Origin of the sequence: Pseudoalteromonas sp. L1, assembly GCF_021728095.1 — a bacterium.
Taxonomy (GTDB): domain Bacteria; phylum Pseudomonadota; class Gammaproteobacteria; order Enterobacterales; family Alteromonadaceae; genus Pseudoalteromonas.
Window position 1 is genome coordinate 12,276 of the sequence record NZ_JAKKCT010000001.1, and the last position, 25,308, is coordinate 37,583.

Genomic DNA, 25,308 nt, shown 5'->3' on the forward strand with positions numbered 1-25,308 from the left:
TTATGCACTGTGATTAAGCAGTGCTTTTAACTTCGCTGGTTTTACCGGTTTGCTGAGATAGTGGATGTTCTCAGCTTTTGCTTGTTGTTTAAGTGCTTCATCACGTACAGCGGTAATTAAGATTGCCGGAACAGGGCTTTGCCAAATTTCACGTAATGTTTTAATTAACGTAATGCCGTCACAGTCGTGACCAAGCTGATAATCCATCAGGATTACATCTGGGGCACGATGATCTTTAGCATATGCCATTATCGCGTTTACGTTATCGAATAATTGATAATTAGCTTGCCACTTTTGTAGAAGACTTGCCATCGCATTAAGGTTTTCAGGGTCATCATCTACCGCGACAATATTCATAGCAGAGCGGCTTTCCATACCTTTTTTCGGCGTTTGTTTTTGTTGTATAAATTGTTTCTCTCCATAAGGGACTTCAATACTAAAGCGGCTTCCTTTACCTAGGTTTGAGCTTACATCTAAGCGTAAAGACAGTAAGTCTGCCATTCTTTTTACCACGCCTAAGCCAAGACCGACCCCTTTATTGTCACCTGCTTCAATACGATAAAAGTCCTTGAAAATTTTTGCTTGTTCCAACTGTGATATGCCAGGGCCTGTATCCCATACTTCAATACGAAGATGATGTTTTCGTTTACGGCACGCAATTAATACTCTTCCTTTATCGGTGTACTTCACTGCATTGGAAACAAGGTTTTGAATAATACGGCGTAGGTAAGTTATGTCGCTATGTACAATGATCCCTGTAGAGCGTACTGTGAGTTTCAAACCTTTTTCGCTCGACATAATTGCGTACTCATTTTTAAGCGGAGCAAGAATATCGTCAATACTAAAATGGCGTGGAGTTGGCGTCATCGCACCTTGTTCTAACTTAGCTATTTCAAGTAATGCAGACATTAGGTGGACGGTTGAATCTAAACTTGCACCGAGTTTTTCAAAATTATTTAAGTTATTACTCGAGAGTGTTTTATCATCAATGGCTGCTAAATAAAGTCTAGCAGCATTAAGCGGTTGTAAAATATCGTGACTGGCCAGTGCCAAAAAGCGAGTTTTACTATCATTAGCTTGCTCAGCTTCTTTTTTAGCCAAAGTGAGTGCTTGCTCAGTTTGCACACGACTGTCAATTTGCGCTTGCAGATCTTTGTTAATCGTTCGAATTTCTTGCGTTCGTGCTTCGATACGGTTTTCAAGATCCATATTGACTTCCTCAAGAGCGTTTTGGGTTTCAATATGCGCTGTTATATCTGAAAAACTGGTCACAAACCCGCCATCAGGCAGTGGGTTACCTATCATCTCAAAGACTTGGCCATTACGACGATGACGAATAAAGTGATGTGGGCTGCCATTTTTAAGGTGTTGTACACGTTTTTCTACATGCCGTTCTATTTCGCCAGGGCCGCACTCTCCGCGTTCTGCGTTATAACGGATCACCTCTTCAATCGCTTGGCCTACTTCCAAAAAGCCTTCGGGGTAGTGAAACATTTCTGCGTAGCGCTTATTCCAAGCAACCAAGTTGAGCTCTTTATCAACAACTGAAATGCCATGACTGAGATTTTCAAGCGAGGTGAACAACAGGTTTTGATTAAATTGCAGTGCTTGCGTTGTTTCGTCAAAGAAATTGACGACCTCTTCAAACGCCATGCGCTTCCCTGAGGCGACAGTATGAATAAGTGCTTGTGCAGACGATGCGCCTAGTACGCCTGTTAAAGCGCGCTCACAATAGGCAATAAACTCTGGCTCTGGGTGAGCATTATTGTCATCAAGTTTATTGCTTAATGCAAAGTGCGCAAGTACCTGTTGACTGCGTTGAATACCTAAGAAGGTTTGTAATAGTACTTTAAAGTCGTACACCGTGGCTTTAACGTTCTTATTTAAGCGTCTTGCAAATACCGCTTGCTCTTTCGGGTTTACAAATGCAGCGGCTTGAATCTTATCTATTAAGCGCTCATCGGCACCCAGTGAAAAGCTAATGTAGCAGCCGATATTCGCAAATAATGCGATTAGCGTACCTCGGGTTATAAGTGTTTGCTGTAACTCGGCATCTAGGCTGTTACCCGCATCTAAAATAGGCAGCATTAAAAATAGAATCCAGCAAATAACACCTGCAAGTAAACCAGCATAAACACCATAAGCATGACCTTTACGCCAGTATAGACCGCCGACGATAGCAGGCAGTAATTGTGAAACCAGTGAAAAGGCAACCAACCCCATACTTGCTAGCGCTTTACCATGGCCAAACCATTGCTGGTAGAAATAAGATAAGATCAAAATGCCAGCAATAGTGAAGCGTCTCACAAGTAAAATCTGTGATTTATAACTACTTGTTATGAGGTTACGTTTAAACTTACGGCGCAACATTAAAGGTAAAACCACATCGTTTGAGATCATGGTACTTAAGGTCAGTGTAGCGACCACTATCATCGCTGTTGCAGCAGATAAACCGCCAATAAACACAAAGGTGGTTAAAAACGCATTTTCATGTATTAAAGGCAGTGCTAACACAAAGCTATCGGGTGAAAAGCCACTACCAATGCCTGGATGAATAGCCGCTGTCGCAATCGGAAAAATCATTGCCGCCGTTAAGAGTAAGTAAAGTGGAAACGCCCAACGAGCCGTATAAAGGTGACGTTTGTCTTGGTTATCAACGACGGTTACATGAAATTGCCTTGGCAAACAGATTATAGCGGCTGCGGCCATTAAAGACTGGCCAATAAAATTGAAGCTCAGAAAATCAAAGTTATGCCAATGCTGCCAAATAGAGCCTGTTAATTGCTCGGCTTGCAACGTACTTAAATTAAATAATGTGTATAAAGCAAGCCCCGCAACGGCAACTAAAGCCAGTAATTTCACCATAGATTCAAATGCAACTGCGAGCATCAGCCCTGAGCGATATTCGGTTACATCCACTTTTCGTGTGCCAAAAAAGATAGCAAACATTGCCATGATTAAGGTCGCCGACAGTGCCAGCATAGAACCCGAAATACGGCTGTCATTTTGCAATAATAAAAAGCTGCTACTAAGCGCTTTGAGTTGTAAAGCGATGTAAGGAATAGTCGCAAGTAAGGCTATGATAGTAACCATAATTGCAGTAGTTTGACGTTTGCCATAGCGGGCTGAAATAAAGTCGGCAATAGTGGTGATATTTTGTTTTTTACTGACTAAAACGAGTTTACGTAAAAAGCCCTGACCGAAGAAAAACAGCAGCGCAGGACCGATTAAAATAGGGAGGTAGTTCCAACTACTGGTAGCAGCTGTGCCCACTGAGCCGTAGTAAGTCCAAGATGTACAGTAAATCCCTAAAGAGAATGAGTATACAAAGGGGTGGTGGCTAATACGTTTTGCTAATGGAGTGGTTTTATCCCCCCAGTTAGCTAGCCAGAACAACACGCCAATGTAGGCGAGTGCAACAAAAATAAGCGCAGCTGTCATGTCTAAATTCAGTAATTATTGTAATAACTCTACCTTATCAGAATTATGAATAATTTCGATGTGTTGATTTTTTCTATATACAAAGTTTTATATTTAACTTATTGAAAAATATTGTCTTTAGTGTTTTTTTGTATTTTTATTAGACTAATGTCGCAGATCATTCGTTTTTGCTATTTTCAGTATTTCGCAGATTTATAATTACAGGTTAACTCTTTGTTAAATATTGCTTTTTACTGGTTGTTTACAAATGCGATTTTGCAGTTTACGTAAACGTAAACTGGTTGTTACGACTATGGTATCAATTCCATATTGCTGAACCCTTGCTAACTTAGTTTATGACAACTAATACCACTCATTACATTGGTAATGTATAAGGGGATAAAAATGGCTTTTAAAGATGAAGAACAAGCAAAAGCTTATTGGGCGGAAAATATTTCACTGCTATTTAAACTGTTAGCAGTGTGGTTTGTCGTCTCATTTGGTTTTGGCATTTTATTGGTAGATGTACTGAACGAAGTACGTTTTTTTGGGTTTAAACTCGGCTTCTGGTTCTCCCAGCAAGGCGCAATTTACACCTTTGTTGCTTTGATTTTTGTTTACGTTTTCAAAATGAATACGTTAGATAAAAAATACGGCGTAGACGAATAGGAGCTAAGCAATGGATGTTCAAACACTCACGTTTATTATTGTCGGTTTAAGCTTCGCGCTTTACATCGGCATTGCAATCTGGGCCCGTGCAGGGTCAACAAATGAATTCTATGTTGCTGGTGGCGGTGTTCCACCACTGGCCAATGGTATGGCAACGGCCGCTGACTGGATGAGTGCAGCATCGTTTATCTCAATGGCGGGTATCATCTCGTTTGCGGGTTATGATGGTGGTGTATATCTAATGGGTTGGACAGGCGGTTATGTACTTCTTGCTTTATGTCTTGCGCCTTACCTTCGTAAGTTTGGCAAGTTTACAGTGCCAGATTTCATTGGTGATCGTTATTACTCACAAGCAGCACGTATTGTGGCAATATTATGCGCTATCTTTATTTGCTTCACATACATTGCAGGTCAAATGCGTGGTGTAGGTGTGGTTTTCTCTCGCTTTTTAGAAGTTGATATTGAGACCGGTGTTTACATTGGCATGGTGATTGTTTTTTTCTACGCTGTATTAGGCGGGATGAAAGGCATTACATATACGCAAGTAGCGCAGTATTGTGTACTGGTATTTGCTTACCTTGTTCCAGCAATCTTCATTTCAATGATGATGACGGGTCACTTCTTCCCACAAACAGGGTTTGGTGCAACGCTTAGCGATGGCTCTGGACAGTTTGTACTTGATAAACTTGATGGGCTCAGTACTGAACTCGGCTTTGCGCAATATACCGAAGGCTCGAAGAGCATGATTGATGTATTCGCAATCACAGGTGCGTTAATGGTTGGTACTGCGGGTCTACCTCACGTAATTGTTCGTTTCTTTACTGTTCCTCGTGTGAAAGACACGCGTATCTCAGCGGCATGGACGCTTGTTTTCATTGCTATTGTTTATACAACGGCTCCTGCTGTTGCATCGTTTGCCCGTGTAAACATGATCGATACAATTAATGGTAAAGATGGAAGCGGTACAGAGTATGCTGAAGCGCCAGCGTGGGTTAAAAACTGGGAAAGAACAGGCCTTATTACCTTTAATGATAAAAATGGTGATGGCAAAATGTTCTACTCAGCAGGTAAGATTGATGATCCAAACAGCGCTAATGAAGTGAATGTTGACCGCGACATCATGGTACTTGCAAACCCTGAAATTGCAGACTTACCGGCATGGGTGATTGCATTAGTTGCAGCGGGTGGTATCGCAGCAGCGCTATCAACAACTGCAGGCTTACTATTGGTAATCTCGACCTCGGTATCCCATGACTTATTAAAACGTACCTTAAAACCAGATATTAGTGACAAACAAGAGCTCCTTGCAGCGCGATTAGCGGCAATGATAGCGATTGTGATCTCAGCTTACTTTGGTATTAACCCGCCAGGATTTGTGGCCTCGGTTGTTGCCTTTGCATTCGGCTTAGCAGCGGCGAGCTTCTTCCCAGCTATAATCATGGGTATCTTCTCTAAGAAGATGAATAAAGAAGGTGCAATTGCGGGTATGGTGACAGGGATTACTTTCACTGCGGCTTATATTATCTACTTCAAGTTCGTAAGCCCTGAGTTAAATGCGCCTGCACACTGGTTATTTGGTATCTCTCCTGAGGGGATTGGTCTAGTTGGTATGATTGTTAACTTTGTAGTGGCAGGTATCGTACTTAAACTAACGGCTGAAACGCCAGTTGAAATCCAAGAAATGGTTGAAGGTATTCGTAACCCGAAAGGTTCGAGCGCAGCACACGCGCACTAAAAATGCCATTTATAAGAACACACTCTTGAAGGTTAAAAGCCCGACTTAAGTCGGGCTTTTTATTTATTTAAAACGGGAGTAGTGTAGATATTGCCCCATCAAATAGCGAGAATGACCATGAATACCGAGCAACAGGAAGTCGCCCAATTTGTGATGCAGCAAACCCCCTTTAATCAGCTTGATATGGCTGCCTGCGAGTACTTTGTTAACCATCTCGATATTATTTACCTTACCCGTGAGAATCAAAATCAGTGGTTAAGCTCAGAAAATCCAAAGTTGTTTTTGATTCGCTCTGGTGATTACGATTTGGTTGATGCAAAAGGCGATGTGATTGCTAAGTTGGCAGCTGGCGATTACTTTGGCTTTCCCTCATTGCTAACAGGCGAGGCCATTCAAAATAGTATTTCTGTGCAAAAGGAAGGCATTGTCTACATGTTAGGCCAAGCGGCATTTGACTATTTGCGTCGTGAATACAAAGTATTTGAGCAATACTTTGTGCGAGCTCACAAGAATCGCCTGCTTTCATCTCACTATAAGAGTCAAAATGAGAGTTGGTCTGAAAAGAAAATAGCGGAGTTGATGAATCGAAAAGCAGTCATCTCAGCGCCTGATGCAAGCATTCGACAAATCGCTAAGAAAATGAAAAAACAGGGTGTCTCGTCGATTATGCTCACAGAAAATGAGCGTTTAGTGGGGGTCGTTACAGACAGAGACTTGCGTAATCGCGTATTAGCCGATGAGGTTGACCCACAAGAGTCTGTCAGCAGTATTATGACTGCTAAACCAAAGTTTATCTTTGAGAATAATCGGGTGTTTTCAGCGTTACACTTGATGCTCAAATACAATATCCATCATTTACCTGTGCTTGATGAGCACCATAAACCATTGGGTATGCTAACCAGCACTGATTTATTGCGCCAGCAAAAAAGTGACCCTGTGCAACTGATTGGTCGTATTTATAAAGCGCATAGTGTGGTTGACTTAAAACGCTACTCGCAAGAAATTCCGAGCTTATTAAAAGGTTTTTCGAATAATATCGATGATATTTCACTGATTGGTAAATTATTAAGTGGTTTAACCGATGCCTTGACCTCGCGCTTAATTCGTTTGTTTCAAGAAGATAATGGTGCTGCGCCAACCAGCTTTAGCTTTATTTGTTTTGGCTCGCAGGCCCGCGAAGAACAAACCCTGCATTCAGATCAAGACAATGGCTTACTGTTGCCTGATGGTTTAACTGAACAGCAGCAAGATTACTTCAGGCGTATGGGCGAATTTGTATGTGAGCAGTTGACTGAGTGCGGTATTAAACGTTGCCCAGGTAATATTATGGCGAGTAACCCACAGTGCAGAATGGGTATAAGTGCATGGACTGAAAAATTCTATAAATGGATTACCTCACCCACGCCAGAGGCCATGCTCAATTGCAAAATATTTTTTGATTTACGGTTTATTGAAGGCTCAACAACCTTATATGCAAGCTTCTGTGAACAATTAAAACGTATTTCTAAAAATGACTTATTCTATGCGGCTATGGCCAGTGATATTAAAAATACACCTGTACCAATCGGATTGTTTAATCAATTTAAGCTAGAAAAAGATGACAAGCAGCATAAATACCTTGATTTAAAAAAACGTGGTGTGGTGATCATCAACGACATAGTGCGTTTATATTCTCTCAAAGCAGGTATTCAGCGGGCTAATACGCAAGAGCGAATCGATGCCTTAATGAAGTTTGCATTACTCAACAAAAATGACTTGTATAACCTAAAAGATTGCTGGCGTTTTTTAACGCAGCTGCGCCTAGGCACGCAAATAAATGAAGAAGGCCTACCGAGTAACTGCATTAACCCGAATGCCTTAAACTCCCTAGAGCGTCACCAATTAAAAGAAGCGTTTTACTTGGTTAAACAAGCACAGCAAGCTGCTGCCTTTAAATTTGCTCGCGGAAGTTTATAGGAGATCACAATGGTAAAACGCTGGTTAAGTCGGTATTTAGCACGCAAGCAATTATTGGCGTCTAATGCCTATAAAGAACGCTACATTGTGATCGATATGGAATTAACAGGTCTTGACCCTCGCAAGCATGAAATCGTCTCTGTGGCGTGGGTGATGATAGAAGATCAATGTATTAAACTCAGCGGCGCTCAGCACTTAATAAATAAAGACGTGCAAAGTTTAGAGCAAAGCCCGATTTATCACGGTATTGCTAAGCAAGATATAGATACAGGCGAAAGCCTAGAAGTGATTGTGACTAACTTACATCAGTACTTTGATGACTGTATTTTAGTATTTCATAATGCGGCGTTGGATTGGGGGTTTTTAAAGCAAGCGTGTCGTAAGTTTGGTTTAAAGGCGAAAGCGCGTCTGATTCTTGATACCTTTGTGATTGAAAAAAAGCGCCTCCATAAACAAGGCCATGAAATTGGCCATGATGATTTAACACTTAGCGAATGTCGCAAACGTTACAACTTACCCCATTACAGCTCGCACCATGCCCTTACGGATGCCATGGCGACTGCCGAGTTATTCTTAGCGCAGTGCCATCAAATCAGTCGTGGCAAAGCACTGAAAGTAGGGGAGTTGGTTTGATTAGAAGGCGTTACTTGAAAAGGGTTAATCTTGAGGGAATTTTTGTTTTTTATGTAGAACACGCATGACACGTATTATGCCATCCTCGACCCAATAGGAAATAATCATCGAGATTTCAAGGATAATGAGCAGTCGCCCTTTGATGCCTGTACGCTCTACGCCCATCAAAGGCTGAGCTAATAAATTTTCTACCTTAGCTTCGATGAGCTCATCGGTTTTGTCTGCAGCACTTGGGTTAAAGTGATAAAGATAGTCGAAGATTTTTTCACGATCATTTAAAGATTCATCTTCCCATAGGATCATAGATTGCCTCTATTGCGTATTTTTTCTTTACGCTCAGCCATGCGGGATTTAGCAGTTTTGTTGTCGATAAAAGTACTTTCACCAGCCTCATATTTATCGAAAGCTTGATTTACTTGCTCTGTTAACCAAGCGTCGTGAGACAGCGATTTTCTTTGCTGTTCAGCTAATTGCTCTGTGAGCTCTCTACAAGCATCACTAAGTGTTTTACCTTGGCTTTGTGCCATTTGCTGAGCAAGTCGTTTAGTTTCTTCATCAACTCGAAATTGAATTCTGGTATCCATGCTAGACTCCTGATTTTTGTGTGTACAAATGTTAGCACTAGAGTGAGGGTTGGGCAACTAACTTACTTTTTAATTAGAGTTAAGGTGAGTGGTAATTTACTAACGAAGAAATTCTTTTTACTTGGCCCTCTTATAAACTCTTCAGGTCGATTACCAAAATTGTGCCATCTAGGGTTGTTAAAGTAGTTTTATTTACCTCGCCCTCTTATAAAAACTTCAAAGGTCGATTACCAAAACTGCGCCATCTAAAACATGCTAAGCAATTTTTATTTTTGCTGACCTCTTATAAAAACTTCAAAGGTCGATTACAATACCGCCATCTAAAAGGCAGCTGCCTTTATCTGCAAGCAACTAGAGTGGATTTTCTTCTTCATGGCAATCAAACTTGCAATTAACGGTTTTGGTCGGATTGGGCGCAACATCGTCCGTGCTTTGTACGAATCAGGGCTTGAAGATCAGATTAAAATTGTCGCTATAAATGAACTAGCCGACCCAAAGGGCATTGCCCATCTCCTTAAATACGATACATCTCATGGTCGTTTTTCATTTCCTGTTAATCTAGGTGAAGATACGCTAACAGTCGCTAATGATTCTATAGCACTGTTTGCTGAAGAAAACCCCGCTGAGTTGCCTTGGCAAACCCTTGATATTGATGTAGTGCTTGAATGCACAGGAGTATATCACTCACGAGAGCATGCTGAGCTACACATAAATGCCGGTGCAAAAAAAGTATTATTTTCGCAGCCAGCTGATGCCGATGTTGATGCCACCATAGTATATGGCATTAATGACGATGAATTAAAAGCAGAGCATACTATCGTTTCTAATGGCTCATGCACGACTAACTGTATTGTGCCAGTTATCAAAGTATTAGATGACGCATTTTCAATTGAATCTGGGGCAATTACGACCATTCATGCGTCGATGCATGACCAACAAGTGATTGATGCATATCATCATGATTTACGTCGTACACGCGCAGCTAGCCAGTCTATTATTCCGGTAGATACAAAACTTGCTCGCGGTATTGAGCGTATACTACCTAAGTTTCATAGTCGCTTTGAAGCCATTGCAGTGCGTGTGCCTACAATCAATGTGACGGCTATGGATTTGAGTGTTACCGTTAATTCTGATGTTGATTTAGCGGCTGTTAATCAAGCACTTAAACTGGCAGCTAAAGACCGTCTTGAAGGTATTTTAAGTTACACTGAAGAGCCTTTGGTGTCGGTAGATTTTAATCATGACCCACATTCTTGTATCATAGACGGCACACAGACACGTGTTAGTCATAAACGACTGATAAAGTTGTTGGTGTGGTGCGATAATGAGTGGGGTTTTGCAAATCGTATGCTCGATACTGCGCGTGCGATGGTGGCTATAAGTCAATAATTTATAAATATAATATTAGTATCGTTAACTAAGGAGAAGTCCATGTCGGTCATTAAAATGGCAGATTTAGATTTAAACGGCAAACGCGTGTTAATTCGTGAAGATTTAAATGTGCCTGTTAAAGAAGGTAAAGTGACCTCTGATGCACGTATCCGTGCAGCATTACCTACTATCAAATTAGCGTTAGAAAAAGGCGCTAAAGTAATGGTGATGTCACACCTTGGCCGCCCTACGGAAGGGGAATATGATGAAGCATTTTCACTTGCCCCAGTGGTCGATTATTTAAATGATGCCCTTGAGCAAACTGTGCGTCTTGAAAAAGACTACTTAGAAGGCGTAGACGTTGCTGATAATGAAGTGGTTGTTTTCGAAAACGTGCGTTTTAACGTGGGCGAAAAGAAAAATGACGAAGCACTGTCTAAAAAGCTCGCTGCATTATGTGATGTATACGTAATGGATGCATTTGGTACGGCTCACCGTGCGCAAGCATCTACTCACGGTGTGGGTTTATTTGCTGATGTTGCATGTGCAGGTCCACTACTTGCGGCAGAGCTAGATGCACTAGGTAAAGCGCTTGATAACCCAGCACGTCCTTTAGTGGCGATTGTAGGTGGTTCTAAAGTATCGACTAAGTTAACTGTACTTGATTCATTATCTACAGTCGTTGACCAGCTTGTAACGGGTGGCGGTATCGCTAATACCTTCATCGCAGCAGCAGGACATCCTGTAGGTAAATCTTTATTTGAAGCTGATTTAATTGATGAAGCAAACAAATTAAGTGCAGCGGCAAAAGCAAATAACGGTGAAATTCCGGTACCAACTGATGTTGTTGTTGGTAATGAGTTTTCAGAGTCAGCGGTTGCAACATTAAAAGATGTTAATGAAGTAACAGACGAAGATATGATCTTCGATATTGGTCCTGATACAGCAAAGCAGCTTGCAGATATTATTGCTAAAGCTGGCACTGTTGTGTGGAATGGCCCTGTTGGTGTATTTGAATTTGACCAATTTGGTAACGGCACTCGTGCTATTGCTGATGCGATTGCAAATTCAAATGCGTTCTCAATTGCGGGTGGCGGTGATACGCTTGCAGCAATTGATAAATACGGCATTGCCGATAAAGTATCTTATATTTCAACTGGTGGTGGTGCATTCCTTGAGTTTTTAGAAGGGAAAAAGCTGCCAGCGGTTGCTATGCTTGAAGAACGTGCTAAGTAATTAGTGCGAAGCCAGCATAATCAGTCGTCTGGTTATGCTGGTTAGCTGTTAATAAAATACCTCTCACCTTCATTTTATTTTCAGCTATAACGGTCAGCGATAGTAAATGCTGTGGCTTTCCGTGATGCAGTGATGCATCAAAAACTAACATATCCGTTCAAACTAGATAGTAGGAAACTACTGTCGATACAATTTGGAGAATACCAAATGGCTTTAATCAGTATGCGACAACTTCTTGATCATGCAGCTGAAAATGGTTACGGCGTTCCTGCGTTTAACGTTAACAACCAAGAGCAAATGCGTGCAATTATGGAAGCGGCTGATAAAACAAACAGCCCAGTAATTGTACAAGGTTCTGCTGGCGCACGTGCTTATGCCGGTGCCCCTTTCATTCGTCATATGATTTTAGCAGCCGTTGAAGAATGGCCTCATATTCCAGTTGTAATGCACCAAGATCACGGTACTTCACCAGGTGTTTGTCAGCGCTCAATTCAGTTAGGTTTTTCATCAGTGATGATGGATGGCTCATTAATGTCTGATGGTAAAACACCTTCAAGCTACGAATACAACGTTGATGTAACACGTCAAACAGTTGAAATGGCACATGCTTGCGGTGTGTCTGTGGAAGGCGAGCTAGGTGTTTTAGGCTCGCTTGAAACAGGTGAAGCAGGTGAAGAAGATGGCGTAGGTGCAGAAGGTAAACTTTCTACAGAGCAAATGCTAACTGATCCTGAAGAAGCGGCTGACTTCGTTCGTAAAACACATGTAGATGCACTTGCTATTGCATGTGGTACATCACATGGTGCGTATAAATTTACTCGTCCGCCTACAGACGATATTTTAGCGATTGATCGTATTAAAGAAATTCACGCGCGTATCCCAAATACTCACTTAGTAATGCATGGATCGTCTTCAGTGCCACAAGAGTGGTTAGAAGTTATTAACCAATACGGTGGCGAAATTCCTGAAACCTATGGCGTACCAGTAGAGCAGATCATCGAAGGTATTAAATACGGTGTTCGTAAAGTTAATATTGATACCGACCTTCGTTTAGCATCAACAGGTGCGATTCGTCGTCACTTAGCTTTAAACCCTGCTAACTTTGATCCACGTAAATACTTAGCTGAAGCAACCAAAGCTATGACAGAGATCTGTGTAGCGCGTTATGAGTCATTCGGTACTGCTGGACAAGCAAGTAAGATCAAAGCTATTTCTTTAGATGATATGCACCTTAAGTATTTATCAGGTGAGCTCGATCCAAAAATTAAGTAATTGATACTAATTGAATAAAGCCGGCTTCTATGCCGGCTTTTTATTGTCTTGATCAAGTTGGATCAGCGATTTACTTACTCAAGCTTGTTAGGATCAGCGTTTTACTAACCTTAAACTACACAGATCATTATTTTACTAGTTCAATACTGATCTCAGCCTGTTCTCTGCTCAGCTTTTAAACGAAATACTAAGAGCCTTAACATTAAATCAATAAGTTAGCCTGATATGTAAGTATAAAATTGATCTGAAACTGATCAACTTAGTAAAAACCTGATCCTGATCTGTTTCAGTTAGTAGATCAGTGATCTGAAATATTTATATTAAATATTTGCTTATATCTTGACCAATAACAGTTTATGTTCGATTTTTAAGTTACTGCTTAAATTAAGGATCGTCCTATGAACAAACCAGTCATTATGTTGTCGAGCTTTGCTATATGCTTATTTTCTTTTGATAGTGCAGCCGAGGCGATTGATATTTATGGCCGAGCCCATTTAGGTATTGCAAATAGTGACACAGGGGAGGGGAGTGACACTTCCGTTGAGAGTTACAGCTCTCGCATAGGAATTAAAGGAAGCGGTGATATTAGTGATGGTTTTAAAGCTATCTATAAGTTTGAGTTTGCTGTAAATGCCGCTGATCAAGATAGTGATGGCAAAACAGAAGAAAATATTACAGCACGTAATCAGTATGTCGGCTTGCAAGGGCGTTATGGACAAATAGTCGCAGGGCGTCACGATACCGCGCTAAAAGTATCACAGGGAAAAATCGATTTAATGAATGATTTTAATGGTGATGTAAAAGCCCTTTTTAATGGTGAAAACCGCCTTGGAGATGTACTTCATTACAACTCGCCTGTTGTTGGAAATATGCAATTTGTGGTCACCTATATTGCCGAAGATAACTCAAAGCAAAAAGATGAAACAGGCGTATCTGCAGCACTCATGTACGGCGACAGTAAATTTAAAAAGACACCTTTTTTCGTTAGTGTAGCCCACGACAGCAAAGTGGCAGGTTATGACACCACACGGTTTACTGCACAAGGTAAGTTAGGTGATTTCACGTTAGGTGGAATGTACCAACAAAGTGAAAAAATATCAGACTCTGATAGTGAAGATGGCTTTCTATTTAGCGCTTCCTATAAGCTAAATAAATATAAGTTACTAGCGCAATATCAAGATGCGGAAGGTGAGTTTGGTAAGTTAAAAGATTCAGGCACCGGTACGTCTATTGGTATTGAACGAAGTTTGTCAAAACAGGCAAGGATGTACATGTGGTATACGCAATTCTCACTAGATAATAACGCCGATCAAGACCATCTAGCTGTCACATTGAGGTATGACTTTTAGTTATTAAAGCTCATTTAAAGTTAAAAAATACAGATTTATACTTTGATTTTTTGGTACTTTTTGAATTACTCGTTAGACTTTCATAAAAATGTCATACTTAGTCATAATAATGAAACCAGTTCGCTAACGAAAGAGATAAATTGGAATGTCACGTAAAGTACTAGTCGTCGATGACGAAGCACCTATCAGAGAGATGCTGGTTTTTGTTTTAGAGCAAAATGGTTTTCAAGCAATTGAAGCAGAAGATTACGACTCTGCCATTGAAGCGATGGTTGAGCCATACCCTGATATGGTTTTATTAGATTGGATGTTACCAGGTGGGAGTGGTATTCAAATTGCTAAAAAATTCAAGCAAAACGAATATACGCGTCAAATCCCCATTATTATGCTGACAGCACGTGGAGAAGAAGAAGATAAAGTGCGTGGTCTTGAAGTGGGTGCTGACGATTATGTAACTAAACCATTTTCTCCTAAAGAGCTCATGGCGCGTATCAAAGCGGTTATTCGCCGAGTGTCTCCTACTTCTTTAGAAGAAGCCATTGAAGTACATGGTTTACGCCTCGACCCAATTTCACACCGCGTTACATCACAAGGGAGTGAATTAGATATGGGTCCGACTGAGTTTAGATTACTTCACTTTTTTATGACTCATCCAGAACGTGTTTACAGCCGTGAGCAATTACTTGATCATGTATGGGGAACAAATGTATATGTAGAAGACCGTACTGTTGATGTGCACATTCGTCGTTTACGCAAAGCGATTGCACCACTTGGACATGACCGTTTGGTGCAAACCGTTCGCGGTGCAGGCTATCGTTTTTCTAGTAAATTATAGTGCCTTAGCCGACAACAGTTAGCTAATTTACATACTTAAGGTTAAGTGAGTGTATGTATCGAGTAGTCAATAAACAGGCGTTAGCAAAACGCCTGTTTATGTATTTCTTACCCTTGTTATTAGTTGGCGTACTAGTTGGTGCGCCTTTTTTGCTTTTATTTTTAGGCTCTTTTGCACTACTAATTTGGCACTATCATCAATTATATCGCCTTAGCGATTGGCTCCTAAATCAACGTAGTTTTAACCCACCTGAAGGGGAGGGAGCGTGGGAGCAGGTCTTTGAAGGGATCTACCATTTACAACATCGTAATCGTAAAAAACGTAATGAGCTGGCTGATTTAATTCGTCGTTTTCGTGACGGGGCAGAAGCCGTTCCAGATGCAGTGGTGGTGTTACAAAAAGACCTTAGCATTATCTGGTGTAATCAATTGGCACTTAAGGTATTAGGTTTGCAGTGGCCAACCGATCACGGACAACGTTTAGATAATCTTATTCGCGATCCTAAATTTGCAAAGTACATGCATAAAGCGTGTTTTGATGAACCGCTCGAACTGGATGGTGGCCATAGCTATGATCAAACGCTAGAGTTTCGTGTTATGCCCTATGCAAGTTCACAGCTGATGATGGTGGTACGTGATGTCACCCGCTTAAAGCAACTTGAGCAGATGCGTAAAGATTTTGTGGCTAATGTGTCTCACGAATTGCGTACACCACTCACTGTTGTGACTGGTTATTTGGAAATGCTTGATGCTGACACATTACCGCCACCGGCTATGTGGGAAAAAGCACAAACAACCATGCTTGAACAATGTAAGCGTATGGATAGTTTGGTCAATCAATTACTTTCACTGTCGCGTATTGAAGGGGCGCGTCGTCAAGATAACGACAAGCCTGTGAATGTGCCGCAGTTACTTATCTATATTCAAACCGAAGCTAAGTCACTTAATCAAGACAAAGGCCATGAGCTCATATTTAATGTGGATGAAACTCTGGATATTAAAGGTGCTGAGGATGAGCTACGCAGCGCATTCTCAAACTTAGTTTTTAATGCTATTCACTATACCAAGCCTGGTGGGAAAATAGTGGTTAATTGGCAGCTAAAAAATAATCTGGCTGCGTTTAGTGTGACGGATAATGGTGATGGTATTGCCAGTGAACACATTAATCGTTTAACCGAACGGTTTTATCGTGTTGATAAGGCGCGTAGTCGTACGACTGGTGGCTCAGGCTTAGGTTTAGCCATTACAAAACACGTGCTTACACGTCACGATAGTCACCTAGATATTAAAAGTAAACTCGGTGAAGGTTCAACGTTTTCGTTTGCATTTGGCAGCGATAAAGTTGTTCGTTTGCTAGGCTCTTCAGAAAATAACTCAAAGTCATAAAAGTGTCATTTTAGGGTAATCTAACTGTCATCTTGTGTAATTAAAGTAGGTGGCAGTTAGGAAATGGGACGAACAAATCGGAGTAACCCCTATGAAATTCAAAAACCTCGTTGCCGCAATGGGTGTGGCTGTAACAACATTTGTATCAGCTCAAGCAGCTGCAGTTGATAAAGATATGCCTGAATACACTAAGACAAGTGGTATTTCGGGTAACTTCTCATCTGTAGGCTCTGACACACTTGCAAACATGATGACGTTCTGGGCTGAAGAGTACAAGCGCTTCTATCCAAACGTAAACATTCAAATTCAGGCTGCGGGTTCTTCAACTGCGCCTCCAGCACTGACTGAAGGTACAGCAAACTTTGGCCCAATGAGCCGTCGTATGAAGTCAAAAGAAATTGAAGCATTCGAAAAGCGTTACGGTTATAAGCCTACTGAAGTACGCGTAGCAATCGATGCCCTTGCTGTTTTTGTACACAAAGATAACCCTATTGAAGGTTTACGAATTGACCAAGTTGATGCGATTTTCTCTTCTACTCGTAAATGTGGTGCTGACGCACAAGCAAACCGTTGGAGTGATGTAGGTTTAACGGGTGACTGGGCTGCTAAAGACATCCAACTTTATGGTCGTAACTCAGTATCAGGTACTTACGGTTACTTCAAAAAGAAAGCACTGTGTAAAGGTGATTTCCGTAACAATGTGAATGAGCAACCAGGTTCTGCCTCTGTAGTACAATCAATTTCATCGTCACTAAACGCGATTGGTTATTCAGGTATCGGTTATAAAACATCAGGTGTACGTACAGTACCCTTGGCGAAAAAAGGGTCTAACTTTGTTGACGCAACCCTAGAAAACGTTGCTACTGGTAAATACCCATTATCTCGTTTCTTGTATGTTTATGTGAACAAGCACCCTAACAAGCCACTTGCACCTATTGATGCAGAGTTCTTAAAAATGGTTCTTTCTGTAGATGGTCAAAAAATTGTTGAGAAAGATGGTTATGTGCCACTTTCAGGCAAAATGGCAATGGCTGAACTTAAAAAGCTAGGCCTTCTGTAACAACCAACAGACATAGTAAAAAACCGCTCAGTGAGCGGTTTTTTTTCGTCTTCAGTTTAGAGCTTAGCGAGTAGTTTTGCTTTTAGCCGCTGTTGTGCGCGGCGAACTTGCTTACGCTTTTTACCTGAAGGTGCCTTAAAGCTTTGAATAGGCATGACCGTTGGTGACTCGTCAGGTAAAGCTGGCACATCAAAACTTGCCTGTGAGTCCTCAGGTAAGGCAATCTCTTGCTGATGAACACGCAGTGCTGCGAGAGTATCATCATCAATTACCTCGCTAGGGCAAAGGAAAATCCCCATTTTGCGCATTTTAACACCAAGACCTATACTGCTTGAGTATCGAACAATTGGTGCAGCTAAAATTAGACCGACTAAAATAGGCGATAACCACCAAAAGAAAGTCGGTGTGTAGTAATACGCAACACCGCCCCAAATAAACGCAGTAATCGTAGAGAATAATGTATAGCCAATTGCTTCTTTCCACGGCACCATACGTCCCTCACGTGGTTGTGCATCCCAGCTTACTTTTTTGCCAAGAAATACACACACTACAAAGTAGCTATGAAACACCATCATAAGTGGCGCGATGATAATGGCAAATACAGTTTCAATGAGTGCGCCAGCAACGAGTTTCATTGTGCCACCAAATGCTTTATTGCGGTGTACGAGTGTGACAATGATACCTAGTAGCTTCGGCAGTAACAGCAAACCAATTGTGATGAATAATAACGAGTCAATTAATTCAGTTTTTGCTATTTGCCATGTTGGGAAAAGCTGGTACGCATGGTTGAAATACACATCACTGTTTACAGCACGTGTTACCGCATCTAAGGTGCTTAATGCCAACATTGATAGCCAAATTAATGATGAAATATAGGCCGTAGCACCAAATAAAAAGTGCATTTTACTCATCAGCTTCAAGCCCGACTTAGGGAGCAGGCCTAAGTGTTGAATATTACCTTGTACCCAGCGTCTATCACGAATTGCGTAGTCTAAGATATTACTGGGTACTTCTTCGTAACTACCTTCAACGTCGCTTAGTAATAGCACATCCCAGCCACTGCGGTGTAACAGTGATGCCTCCACAAAGTCATGGCTTAAAATCTCACCGCCAAAAGGCGCATTACCTTTTAACACTGGAAGGCCACAGCATTGTGTAAAGGCTTCTACGCGAATAATCGCATTGTGTCCCCAGTAATTAGCTTGATTTGTTTGCCAAAAAGCAGACCCCGTCGCGAGCATTGGGCTATATAAGATTGATGCAAACTGTAAAAAGCGACCGAAAAAAGTATCTTGGCGAACCGGAATCGGAATCGTTTGGATAAGACCTGTGTTAGGGTTATTGATCATGCTTGATGTTAGCTCAAGCATACATTGACCCGTCATGATGCTGTCAGCATCAAGTACTATCATATGTTCGTATTGGCTACCCCAACGCTCACAAAAGTCAGTTAAGTTACCTACTTTACGATGCTTGTTATCTTCACGGCGACGATAAAATGTGTGTTTCGCTAAATCACCCAAGCGCGTTGTAAATGCATTCCATGCTTTTAGCTCATTGCGGGCAATGTCTGGATCTTGCGTATCGCTGAGTAAATAAAAATCGAAATGTGGCATTTGACCTGTTTTTTCAAGCGAGCGAAGGCTCACTTCAAAGCCTGCAATAACACGCTCTGTATCTTCATTATAAACAGGCATAACGATGGCTGTTTTCGTTTGGGCAATAGCATCAGCATTTACATCGATTGGTTTTTGACGTTTCAATGTTAATGGGTCAATGCGTAGAAGCTGTAAAATAAAGCCCATACAACCGCTACAAAAGGCAGTAACAATCCATGCAAAGGTTACAGAGAATAATGCTAATAATGCGTACTCAAGTAATGTCATGCCGTTTGAATTTAAAATATCGAACATGATCCACACGCCATACGCTGTTATGGCCAGTGCTAGGCACGTAAAAAGCCAAGCACGTGTCTTTTTAAACGGCATTGCAGTTGCAGTTAGTTTTTTACTATTGGACGTCATTTGGATACCAGACATAGCTCCATACCTCGCTAATTTCTTTGTCACGTAGTTTTAGCGATAAGCGCATATCAACGGGCTTATCTCCCTCAGGCGCCACCTTAAATGCTACGCGCCATCCTTGATTATTTGGTAATTGCTGCACTGTTTTATCGCTGATTTGGCCAGCTGAAATATTTAAATCAGCCATTAGAGCGAAGTTTGCAGACAATTGGTTAATATTTTCGCCACTAAAGTCGACGGTGAATTGGCGATGACTTTTAGGCGGTGGATTCTTCTCACCAGGTAATGCCGCGCTACCTATGCGGGTTCTTAGCACACTCGCTTTATCTTGCGTTGCAAGGGTTGCATTGAAGGTTGATAGCTTATAGCTGAAGCTTAAATTATCGCCAGCCTTCATAGCTTGCTCTGGTACCCAGTAGCTAACAATGTTGTCGTTAGTTTCGGTGTCTGTCGGAATTTCAACAAGCTCTACACGTCCTTTGCCCCAATCATTGATAGGTTCAATCCACATGCTAGGGCGATTGTGGTAGTGCGCCTCTGTGTCTAAGTAATTGTTAAAGTCACGGTCACGCTGCGCGAGTCCAAAGCCTTTCGGGCTATCATAACTAAAAGAGGTTACGCTCAGTTTTTTCGGATTATTAAGTGCACGCCATACCCATTGACCTTGTGCTGATTGCATTAATAAGCCATCTGAGTCATGAACTTCTGGGCGGTAGTCATCAAAGAACTTGGTACTGTTTTCACCGTGATAAAACATACTTGTAAGCGGTGCAATACCTAACTTTTTAATATCTTTACGAGCAAAAATTTGCATCTCGGTTTTTACTTCAGTATTGGTTGAAGGAGTAAGCTCAAAGCGATATGCTCCTGCAACTGAAGGGCTATCCAAAAGCGCATAAAGTACGATAGTCGTGTCCTCTGGCGCGGGTTTAACTAGCCAGAACTCTTTAAAAACAGGAAACTCTTCGCCTGAACTTAAGGCCGTATCAATCGCTAAGCCTCGCGCTGAAATACCGTATACCTGATGTGGGCCAACTAGACGAAAGTAAGATGCGCCTTGAAAAACAGCGACTTCATCTTTGTACTCATTGTTATTCAAAGGAAAGTGTAGGCGAAAACCGGCATGACCTAACTGCGCATTTTCTGTGGCTTTACTGATTTCTTGCTCTAAAGGGGCTGCCGTTGCGTCGTAGCGGTAATAATCCGTTTTAAATGGCAAGCTTTTAACTTCGGCATTTTTTTCTAGGGTATTGATCGCAACAGGTGATTTATATAAAAAACCTGGGTGAAATAATTGGATTTCATAAAGGCTTTCATCTTTCCAAATAGCTTGTTCAGTACGAAAACGAATTGCGCGATAATCTTGATAACCAATACTTGTTAAAGCTTCAAGTTCTAAATCTTTAGGTGCAACATAAGGCTCTGAAGCTAATTTTTTCGCACGTGCAGTGATAACTTCAAATAGCTTTTCTTGTGGGATAGTAATCATCGCAGGCTTTTGCTCAACAACCGCTTCCTCTGCTTTGGTTGCTTGTGGTTGAGTTTGTTCTTCAGTAGCGTATGCATTGCCTGCACAGATGGCTAATAATACGCCCAAGTAGGTCTTCTTTTTAAATGCACTGAAGAGCTTAATCTGGGTTTCTGGTTTCATTCTGTTTTCCTTTAGCCTTAAAATAATCACGTCGAGCTGTTGTAATTGCATTAATGTTCTCAGCAAAAAGCGGACCTAAAATAAACACTTGTTTATCAATGATTTTTTTGTTGGTACTGCTAATGTAAGAAGTAATTTTGGGATTAGTGGGAAATAATTACACTGTTAGCTAACCAGTTCGTCACTAATATGGATAAGTTTAATGAACGAAAGCTTGCTCTAATATGAATAGCTTAAAGGATGAGCAAAAATATGAACAAAATTAGCAGACGCTTAATTTGGGTTAAAAAATTGTAACCGAGGAAGTTTTTGAGAGTAAGACACTGATTGTAAAGGTAATCAGTGTCTAAAAAGGTGAGCTATTGTACATCACCAAGCTTTTCTGCATTCGCTTTACACTGATTGTAAGCTTCAATACATTTATTACTACATACTTTATGGACTAGTCCATCTGCGGTACTTTGTTGTTCACAACTGCTTTCACATTGATAATTCTGTTGTGCGCATTGTTGCATTTCTGGGTTTTCGATTTTATTTGAGCAAGCTGATAATAGCGTCAAAGCGAACAATGATGCTGTAATTGCAGGTAGTTTTTTCATGCTGATCCCTAGTATATTGTGTTCTTTTAAATCCATCTTACCCAGATTAAGCGTATTTAATCCAGCTCAACTTGCAAATTATCAATTAAACGCACTGTACCTAAATAGGCTGCTGCTAAAATAACGAGTTGTTTATCCTCGCTTGTTGCAGCTTTTAGCGTTGAGCGCTCGGCAATTGCATAGTAGTCAGGTTTTAACCCTGCTGCTTCAAGCTGTGCTTTTGCTTCTACCTCAAGTGTTGCGATGTCTACGCTGCCTTGTTTGAGTGCCGTTGCTGTATTATTTAACGTGGCAAACAGCACTTTTGCAGTGTCTTTTTGCTCATCAGATAAATAACCATTACGAGAGCTCATGGCAAGGCCTGAAATTTCACGGCATGTAGGAACGCCAATAATTTCAACGGGTATAGATAAATCACGCGTCATGGTTTTTATGACTTGCAGTTGTTGAAAGTCTTTTTCACCAAAGCAGGCAAAATCAGGTTGAACAAGGTTAAATAATTTAGTGACAACCGTTGCAACACCTTTAAAGTGTCCAGGGCGAGAGCCTCCACAATAGCCCATAGATACGCCTGGCACATCGACAAAGCTTTGTTCACCTAAGCCATTAGGATAAATGGTTTCCACAGATGGGGTGAAAACGATATCAGTATTTAAATCGGCTAACCCCTGCTTATCCGCACTTAGTGTTCTTGGGTAGTTATCAAGATCTTCGTTAGCGCCAAACTGCATTGGGTTAACAAAAATACTGACCACAACCTTATCAGCTAATGTTTTTGCTTTTTCAACTAGCGAAAAGTGGCCTTGGTGCAAGTTGCCCATAGTTGGCACAAGCGCAATGCTCAGGCCCGCTTGACGCCAAGCTTTGATCTGACTACGTAACGATTTAATTTCGGTGATTGACTGCATTTATTTAAACTCATGTTCGGTACTTGGGAAAGCACCACTTTTTACATCTTCACAATACTTTTGAACAGCTGCAGGCATATTGCCCGTCTCTAATAAGAAGTTTTTTGAAAACTTAGGAATGTAACCGGCTGAAATGCCTACTAAGTCGTGCATTACTAAGATTTGCCCGTCAGTTTTATTGCCTGCACCTATGCCGATGGTTGGAATGTTTAGTTCATCAGTAATACGCTTAGCCAGTTCACTCGGAATACACTCTAAAACGAGCAATTGCGCCCCCGCAGCTTCAAGCGCTTTTGCATCACTAACCATTTTATCTGCTTGAGATTGCTCACGACCTTGAATTTTAAAGCCGCCAAACACATGCACTGATTGCGGTGTTAAGCCTAAGTGACCACATACAGGAATGCCTTGCTGAGTCATGGCGCGAATGCTGTCATGCAACCATTCACCACCTTCAAGCTTAATCATATTTGCACCCGCACGCATTAGCTCAGCTGCGTTGTTACAAGCGTCTGTTGGGTTGGCATATGTCATAAACGGTAAATCAGCAATAACGAATAATTCGCGGCTGCCTGCACGCACACAACGGGTATGGTAGGCAATATCAGTATTGGTGACGGCAAGGGTGTCGTCGTTACCTTGTAATACCATACCCAGTGAATCACCCACTAAAATCACCTCGACGCCATTATCATGAAACAATTTGGCAAAACTGGCGTCGTAGGCTGTCAATGCCGTGATTTTTTGTTGTTCTTGTTTCATTTTATTAAGTGTAGAAACGGTAATTTTAGACATAATTTCCTCTGAGGCTTTGCCTTGGTTAATTACTGCTGAGGGAGTTGTTGTAAATCGTTTAAGGGCAACGTGTTTTTTATATCAGCAAGTGGTTGGCTATTTGGTAATAGCAATGTTGGCGCTATTTCTAATAGTGGATACACAACAAATTCTCGCTCTGTTAAGCCATAATGCGGCACAGTCAAACGAGGTGTATCAATTACTTGGTCGCCAAATAAAAGAATATCAATATCAAGAGTTCGCGGGCCCCAACGTTGCTCTTTTCGAACACGACCGTGCTTAAGTTCTATACTTTGTGTTAAATCGAGTAGTTGTTCTGGGGCTAGCTTTGTTTTTATGCATACTACAGCATTAACATAATCAGGCTGGTCTTGTGGACCCATAGGTTTACTCGCGTAATCATGAGAGGCACTTATAAACTCGATATCTGAGTGTGCTTTTAACTCAGTGATAGCGCGGTGTATTTGTTCTCGTGGTGCATTTAAGTTAGCACCTAAACCTAAGTAAACTTGATTCATCATTGCTCTGTTTTTTTCTTACGTGGACGGCGGCGACGTTTTGGACCACCTTGATGACCAAGCGCTTTGACCATTTCTTTTTGGCCATTAATGTCTTGTCCTAAATAGTTTGTCCACCAGTTAGCAAGCTCTTGAAGTTCAGTTTCACCTGCTTGAACACGTAATAGTAAAAAGTCATATGCAGCTTTAAAACGTGGTTGTTGAGTTAGTCGGTAAGCACGTTGTCCACCCCGTTTATCAAGGCGTTGTTGAATATGCCAAATATCGCGAGCACCGAGCGTGAAGCGTTTTGGTACAGCTACATGCTGGGCGTTTTCACTCAGTACTTTGTTCATCGCTTGTGCAAATGCATCATACTCTGACAGTTGATCGCGCTGTTGTAATTTTTTAGCAATGCTCAGTAATGGGAACCACAGCAAAGCTGCAAAAATAAAGGCCGGCGTGACTTTTTTATCTGCATTAATACGCTTATCGGTGTTTTTAAACATTTGCAGGATAAACGCATGTTCAAGGCCATTAGGATTGGCATCTAAGATTTTATCAAGTGCTGGAAACAGTGCTTTAAATAAACCATATTGGCGTAGCATAATGAAGTTTTCTTCAGCTTTGCCATTTAAGAATAGCTTGAGTGACTCTTCAAATAAACGCGCTGGTGGAATGTGGTCTAATAAATTAGCCAGTCCTGCAATAGGTTTTTCGGTTGCAGGCGCAATACTCATCCCTAATTTAGTGGCGAAGCGAACAGCGCGCAGCATACGTACAGGGTCTTCTCTGTAGCGTGTTTCTGGGTCGCCAATTAACTCAATTTGCTTCGCTTTAATTGCGCTAATGCCGTTGGCGTAATCATAAATACAAAAATCATTAATTGAGTAGTAGAGGGCATTGATAGAAAAGTCGCGGCGCTCGGCGTCTTCTTCAATGCTCCCGTACACATTATCACGCAGCAGTTGGCCATGTTCGCTTGATTGACTAATTTGATTTTTAACTTCGTCGGCTTCGTGGTGTCCACGCATGGTCGCGACTTCGATAATCTCACGACCAAATACTATATGCGCCAAACGGAAGCGTCGGCCAATCAGTCTGCAATTTCGAAACAGTTTTTTGATTTGCTCAGGTGTTGCATTGGTTACTACGTCAAAATCTTTTGGTTGTTGACCTAACAATATATCTCGAATACAACCACCTACAAGGTAAGCATCAAAGCCACCTTCTTTTAAGCGGTACAATACTTTGATTGCATTTGGGCTAAATTGTTTACGTGAAATCCCATGTTCACTACGTTCGATCACCAAAGGCAATTCGCTGGCT

21 protein-coding genes are annotated in these 25,308 nt (G+C 41.4%); 11 read left to right on the forward strand and 10 right to left on the reverse strand.

What is annotated here, in order from left to right; genetic code table 11:
• Complete coding sequence (locus L3V38_RS00045) at positions 1 to 3,441, reverse strand: PAS-domain containing protein (protein WP_237118001.1); 3,441 nt, start codon at positions 3,439 to 3,441, stop codon at positions 1 to 3.
• 384 nt (positions 3,442 to 3,825) lie between these two features.
• Between L3V38_RS00045 and L3V38_RS00050 the strand changes: the two genes are divergently transcribed.
• From L3V38_RS00050 to L3V38_RS00065, 4 genes are all read left to right on the forward strand, one after another.
• A complete protein-coding gene (locus tag L3V38_RS00050; protein ID WP_004586074.1) occupies positions 3,826 to 4,089 on the forward strand; it encodes a DUF4212 domain-containing protein in 264 nt (87 codons plus the stop codon).
• Positions 4,090 to 4,099: 10 nt separating this feature from the next.
• Positions 4,100 to 5,824 (forward strand): sodium:solute symporter family protein, encoded by a 1,725-nt coding sequence (locus L3V38_RS00055; protein WP_130149553.1) that lies wholly within the window; start codon positions 4,100 to 4,102, stop codon positions 5,822 to 5,824.
• Between the two features lie 117 nt (positions 5,825 to 5,941).
• The gene (locus L3V38_RS00060) at positions 5,942 to 7,780 is read left to right on the forward strand and encodes a DUF294 nucleotidyltransferase-like domain-containing protein (RefSeq protein ID WP_237118002.1); all 1,839 of its coding nucleotides are present in this window, start codon (positions 5,942 to 5,944) and stop codon (positions 7,778 to 7,780) included.
• A gap of 9 nt (positions 7,781 to 7,789) precedes the next feature.
• On the forward strand, positions 7,790 to 8,413 hold the full coding sequence (locus L3V38_RS00065) for a 3'-5' exonuclease (RefSeq protein WP_237118003.1): 624 nt from the start codon (positions 7,790 to 7,792) through the stop codon (positions 8,411 to 8,413).
• Between the two features lie 24 nt (positions 8,414 to 8,437).
• On the opposite strand, the gene L3V38_RS00070 is transcribed toward L3V38_RS00065, so the two are convergent.
• Together L3V38_RS00070 and L3V38_RS00075 are read right to left on the reverse strand one after the other, a co-directional pair.
• Positions 8,438 to 8,716 carry a type II toxin-antitoxin system RelE/ParE family toxin gene (locus L3V38_RS00070; RefSeq protein ID WP_130149556.1) on the reverse strand — a complete coding sequence of 93 codons (279 nt, stop codon included), beginning with the start codon at positions 8,714 to 8,716 and terminating at the stop codon, positions 8,438 to 8,440.
• Positions 8,713 to 8,997 (reverse strand): DUF1778 domain-containing protein, encoded by a 285-nt coding sequence (locus L3V38_RS00075; RefSeq protein ID WP_237118004.1) that lies wholly within the window; start codon positions 8,995 to 8,997, stop codon positions 8,713 to 8,715. Before L3V38_RS00075 ends, L3V38_RS00070 begins: the two co-directional genes overlap by 4 nt.
• 372 nt (positions 8,998 to 9,369) lie before the next feature.
• Between L3V38_RS00075 and epd the strand changes: the two genes are divergently transcribed.
• The 7 genes from epd to L3V38_RS00110 all read left to right on the forward strand — a co-directional run bounded on the left by epd (position 9,370) and on the right by L3V38_RS00110 (position 17,505).
• Entirely contained in the window at positions 9,370 to 10,386 is a 1,017-nt protein-coding gene (gene epd, locus L3V38_RS00080; RefSeq protein WP_130149557.1) for an erythrose-4-phosphate dehydrogenase, read from the forward strand.
• Between the two features lie 42 nt (positions 10,387 to 10,428).
• Positions 10,429 to 11,604: a phosphoglycerate kinase gene (locus tag L3V38_RS00085; protein WP_130149558.1), complete on the forward strand. Its 1,176-nt coding sequence runs from the start codon at positions 10,429 to 10,431 to the stop codon at positions 11,602 to 11,604.
• Between the two features lie 207 nt (positions 11,605 to 11,811).
• Positions 11,812 to 12,876, forward strand: a complete 1,065-nt coding sequence (gene fba / locus L3V38_RS00090; protein ID WP_062569512.1) for a class II fructose-bisphosphate aldolase — start codon at positions 11,812 to 11,814, stop codon at positions 12,874 to 12,876.
• A 398-nt stretch (positions 12,877 to 13,274) separates the two neighbouring features.
• A complete protein-coding gene (locus L3V38_RS00095; RefSeq protein WP_130149559.1) occupies positions 13,275 to 14,225 on the forward strand; it encodes a porin in 951 nt (316 codons plus the stop codon).
• A 145-nt stretch (positions 14,226 to 14,370) separates the two neighbouring features.
• A complete protein-coding gene (gene phoB / locus L3V38_RS00100; RefSeq protein WP_130149560.1) occupies positions 14,371 to 15,060 on the forward strand; it encodes a phosphate regulon transcriptional regulator PhoB in 690 nt (229 codons plus the stop codon).
• A gap of 53 nt (positions 15,061 to 15,113) precedes the next feature.
• Positions 15,114 to 16,445 carry a phosphate regulon sensor histidine kinase PhoR gene (phoR, locus tag L3V38_RS00105; RefSeq protein ID WP_237118005.1) on the forward strand — a complete coding sequence of 444 codons (1,332 nt, stop codon included), beginning with the start codon at positions 15,114 to 15,116 and terminating at the stop codon, positions 16,443 to 16,445.
• 91 nt (positions 16,446 to 16,536) lie between these two features.
• The gene (locus L3V38_RS00110) at positions 16,537 to 17,505 is read left to right on the forward strand and encodes a phosphate ABC transporter substrate-binding protein PstS family protein (protein ID WP_130149561.1); all 969 of its coding nucleotides are present in this window, start codon (positions 16,537 to 16,539) and stop codon (positions 17,503 to 17,505) included.
• A gap of 56 nt (positions 17,506 to 17,561) precedes the next feature.
• Here L3V38_RS00110 and mdoH read toward each other — a convergent pair whose 3' ends face one another.
• The 7 genes from mdoH to pcnB all read right to left on the reverse strand — a co-directional run bounded on the left by mdoH (position 17,562) and on the right by pcnB (position 25,289).
• The gene (gene mdoH / locus L3V38_RS00115) at positions 17,562 to 19,544 is read right to left on the reverse strand and encodes a glucans biosynthesis glucosyltransferase MdoH (RefSeq protein WP_237118006.1); all 1,983 of its coding nucleotides are present in this window, start codon (positions 19,542 to 19,544) and stop codon (positions 17,562 to 17,564) included.
• Positions 19,516 to 21,180 carry a glucan biosynthesis protein G gene (locus L3V38_RS00120; RefSeq protein ID WP_237118007.1) on the reverse strand — a complete coding sequence of 555 codons (1,665 nt, stop codon included), beginning with the start codon at positions 21,178 to 21,180 and terminating at the stop codon, positions 19,516 to 19,518. The genes mdoH and L3V38_RS00120 overlap by 29 nt, the downstream gene beginning before the upstream one ends.
• A gap of 359 nt (positions 21,181 to 21,539) precedes the next feature.
• Positions 21,540 to 21,779 carry a hypothetical protein gene (locus tag L3V38_RS00125; RefSeq protein ID WP_130149564.1) on the reverse strand — a complete coding sequence of 80 codons (240 nt, stop codon included), beginning with the start codon at positions 21,777 to 21,779 and terminating at the stop codon, positions 21,540 to 21,542.
• A gap of 56 nt (positions 21,780 to 21,835) precedes the next feature.
• Entirely contained in the window at positions 21,836 to 22,687 is an 852-nt protein-coding gene (gene panC / locus L3V38_RS00130) for a pantoate--beta-alanine ligase (protein ID WP_130149565.1), read from the reverse strand.
• Complete coding sequence (gene panB / locus L3V38_RS00135) at positions 22,688 to 23,482, reverse strand: 3-methyl-2-oxobutanoate hydroxymethyltransferase (RefSeq protein WP_130149566.1); 795 nt, start codon at positions 23,480 to 23,482, stop codon at positions 22,688 to 22,690. It abuts the gene before it with no gap.
• A gap of 29 nt (positions 23,483 to 23,511) precedes the next feature.
• Positions 23,512 to 24,000: a 2-amino-4-hydroxy-6-hydroxymethyldihydropteridine diphosphokinase gene (folK, locus tag L3V38_RS00140; protein ID WP_130149644.1), complete on the reverse strand. Its 489-nt coding sequence runs from the start codon at positions 23,998 to 24,000 to the stop codon at positions 23,512 to 23,514.
• Positions 24,000 to 25,289, reverse strand: a complete 1,290-nt coding sequence (gene pcnB, locus L3V38_RS00145) for a polynucleotide adenylyltransferase PcnB (RefSeq protein ID WP_130149567.1) — start codon at positions 25,287 to 25,289, stop codon at positions 24,000 to 24,002. Before pcnB ends, folK begins: the two co-directional genes overlap by 1 nt.
• Positions 25,290 to 25,308: the final 19 nt, after the last annotated feature.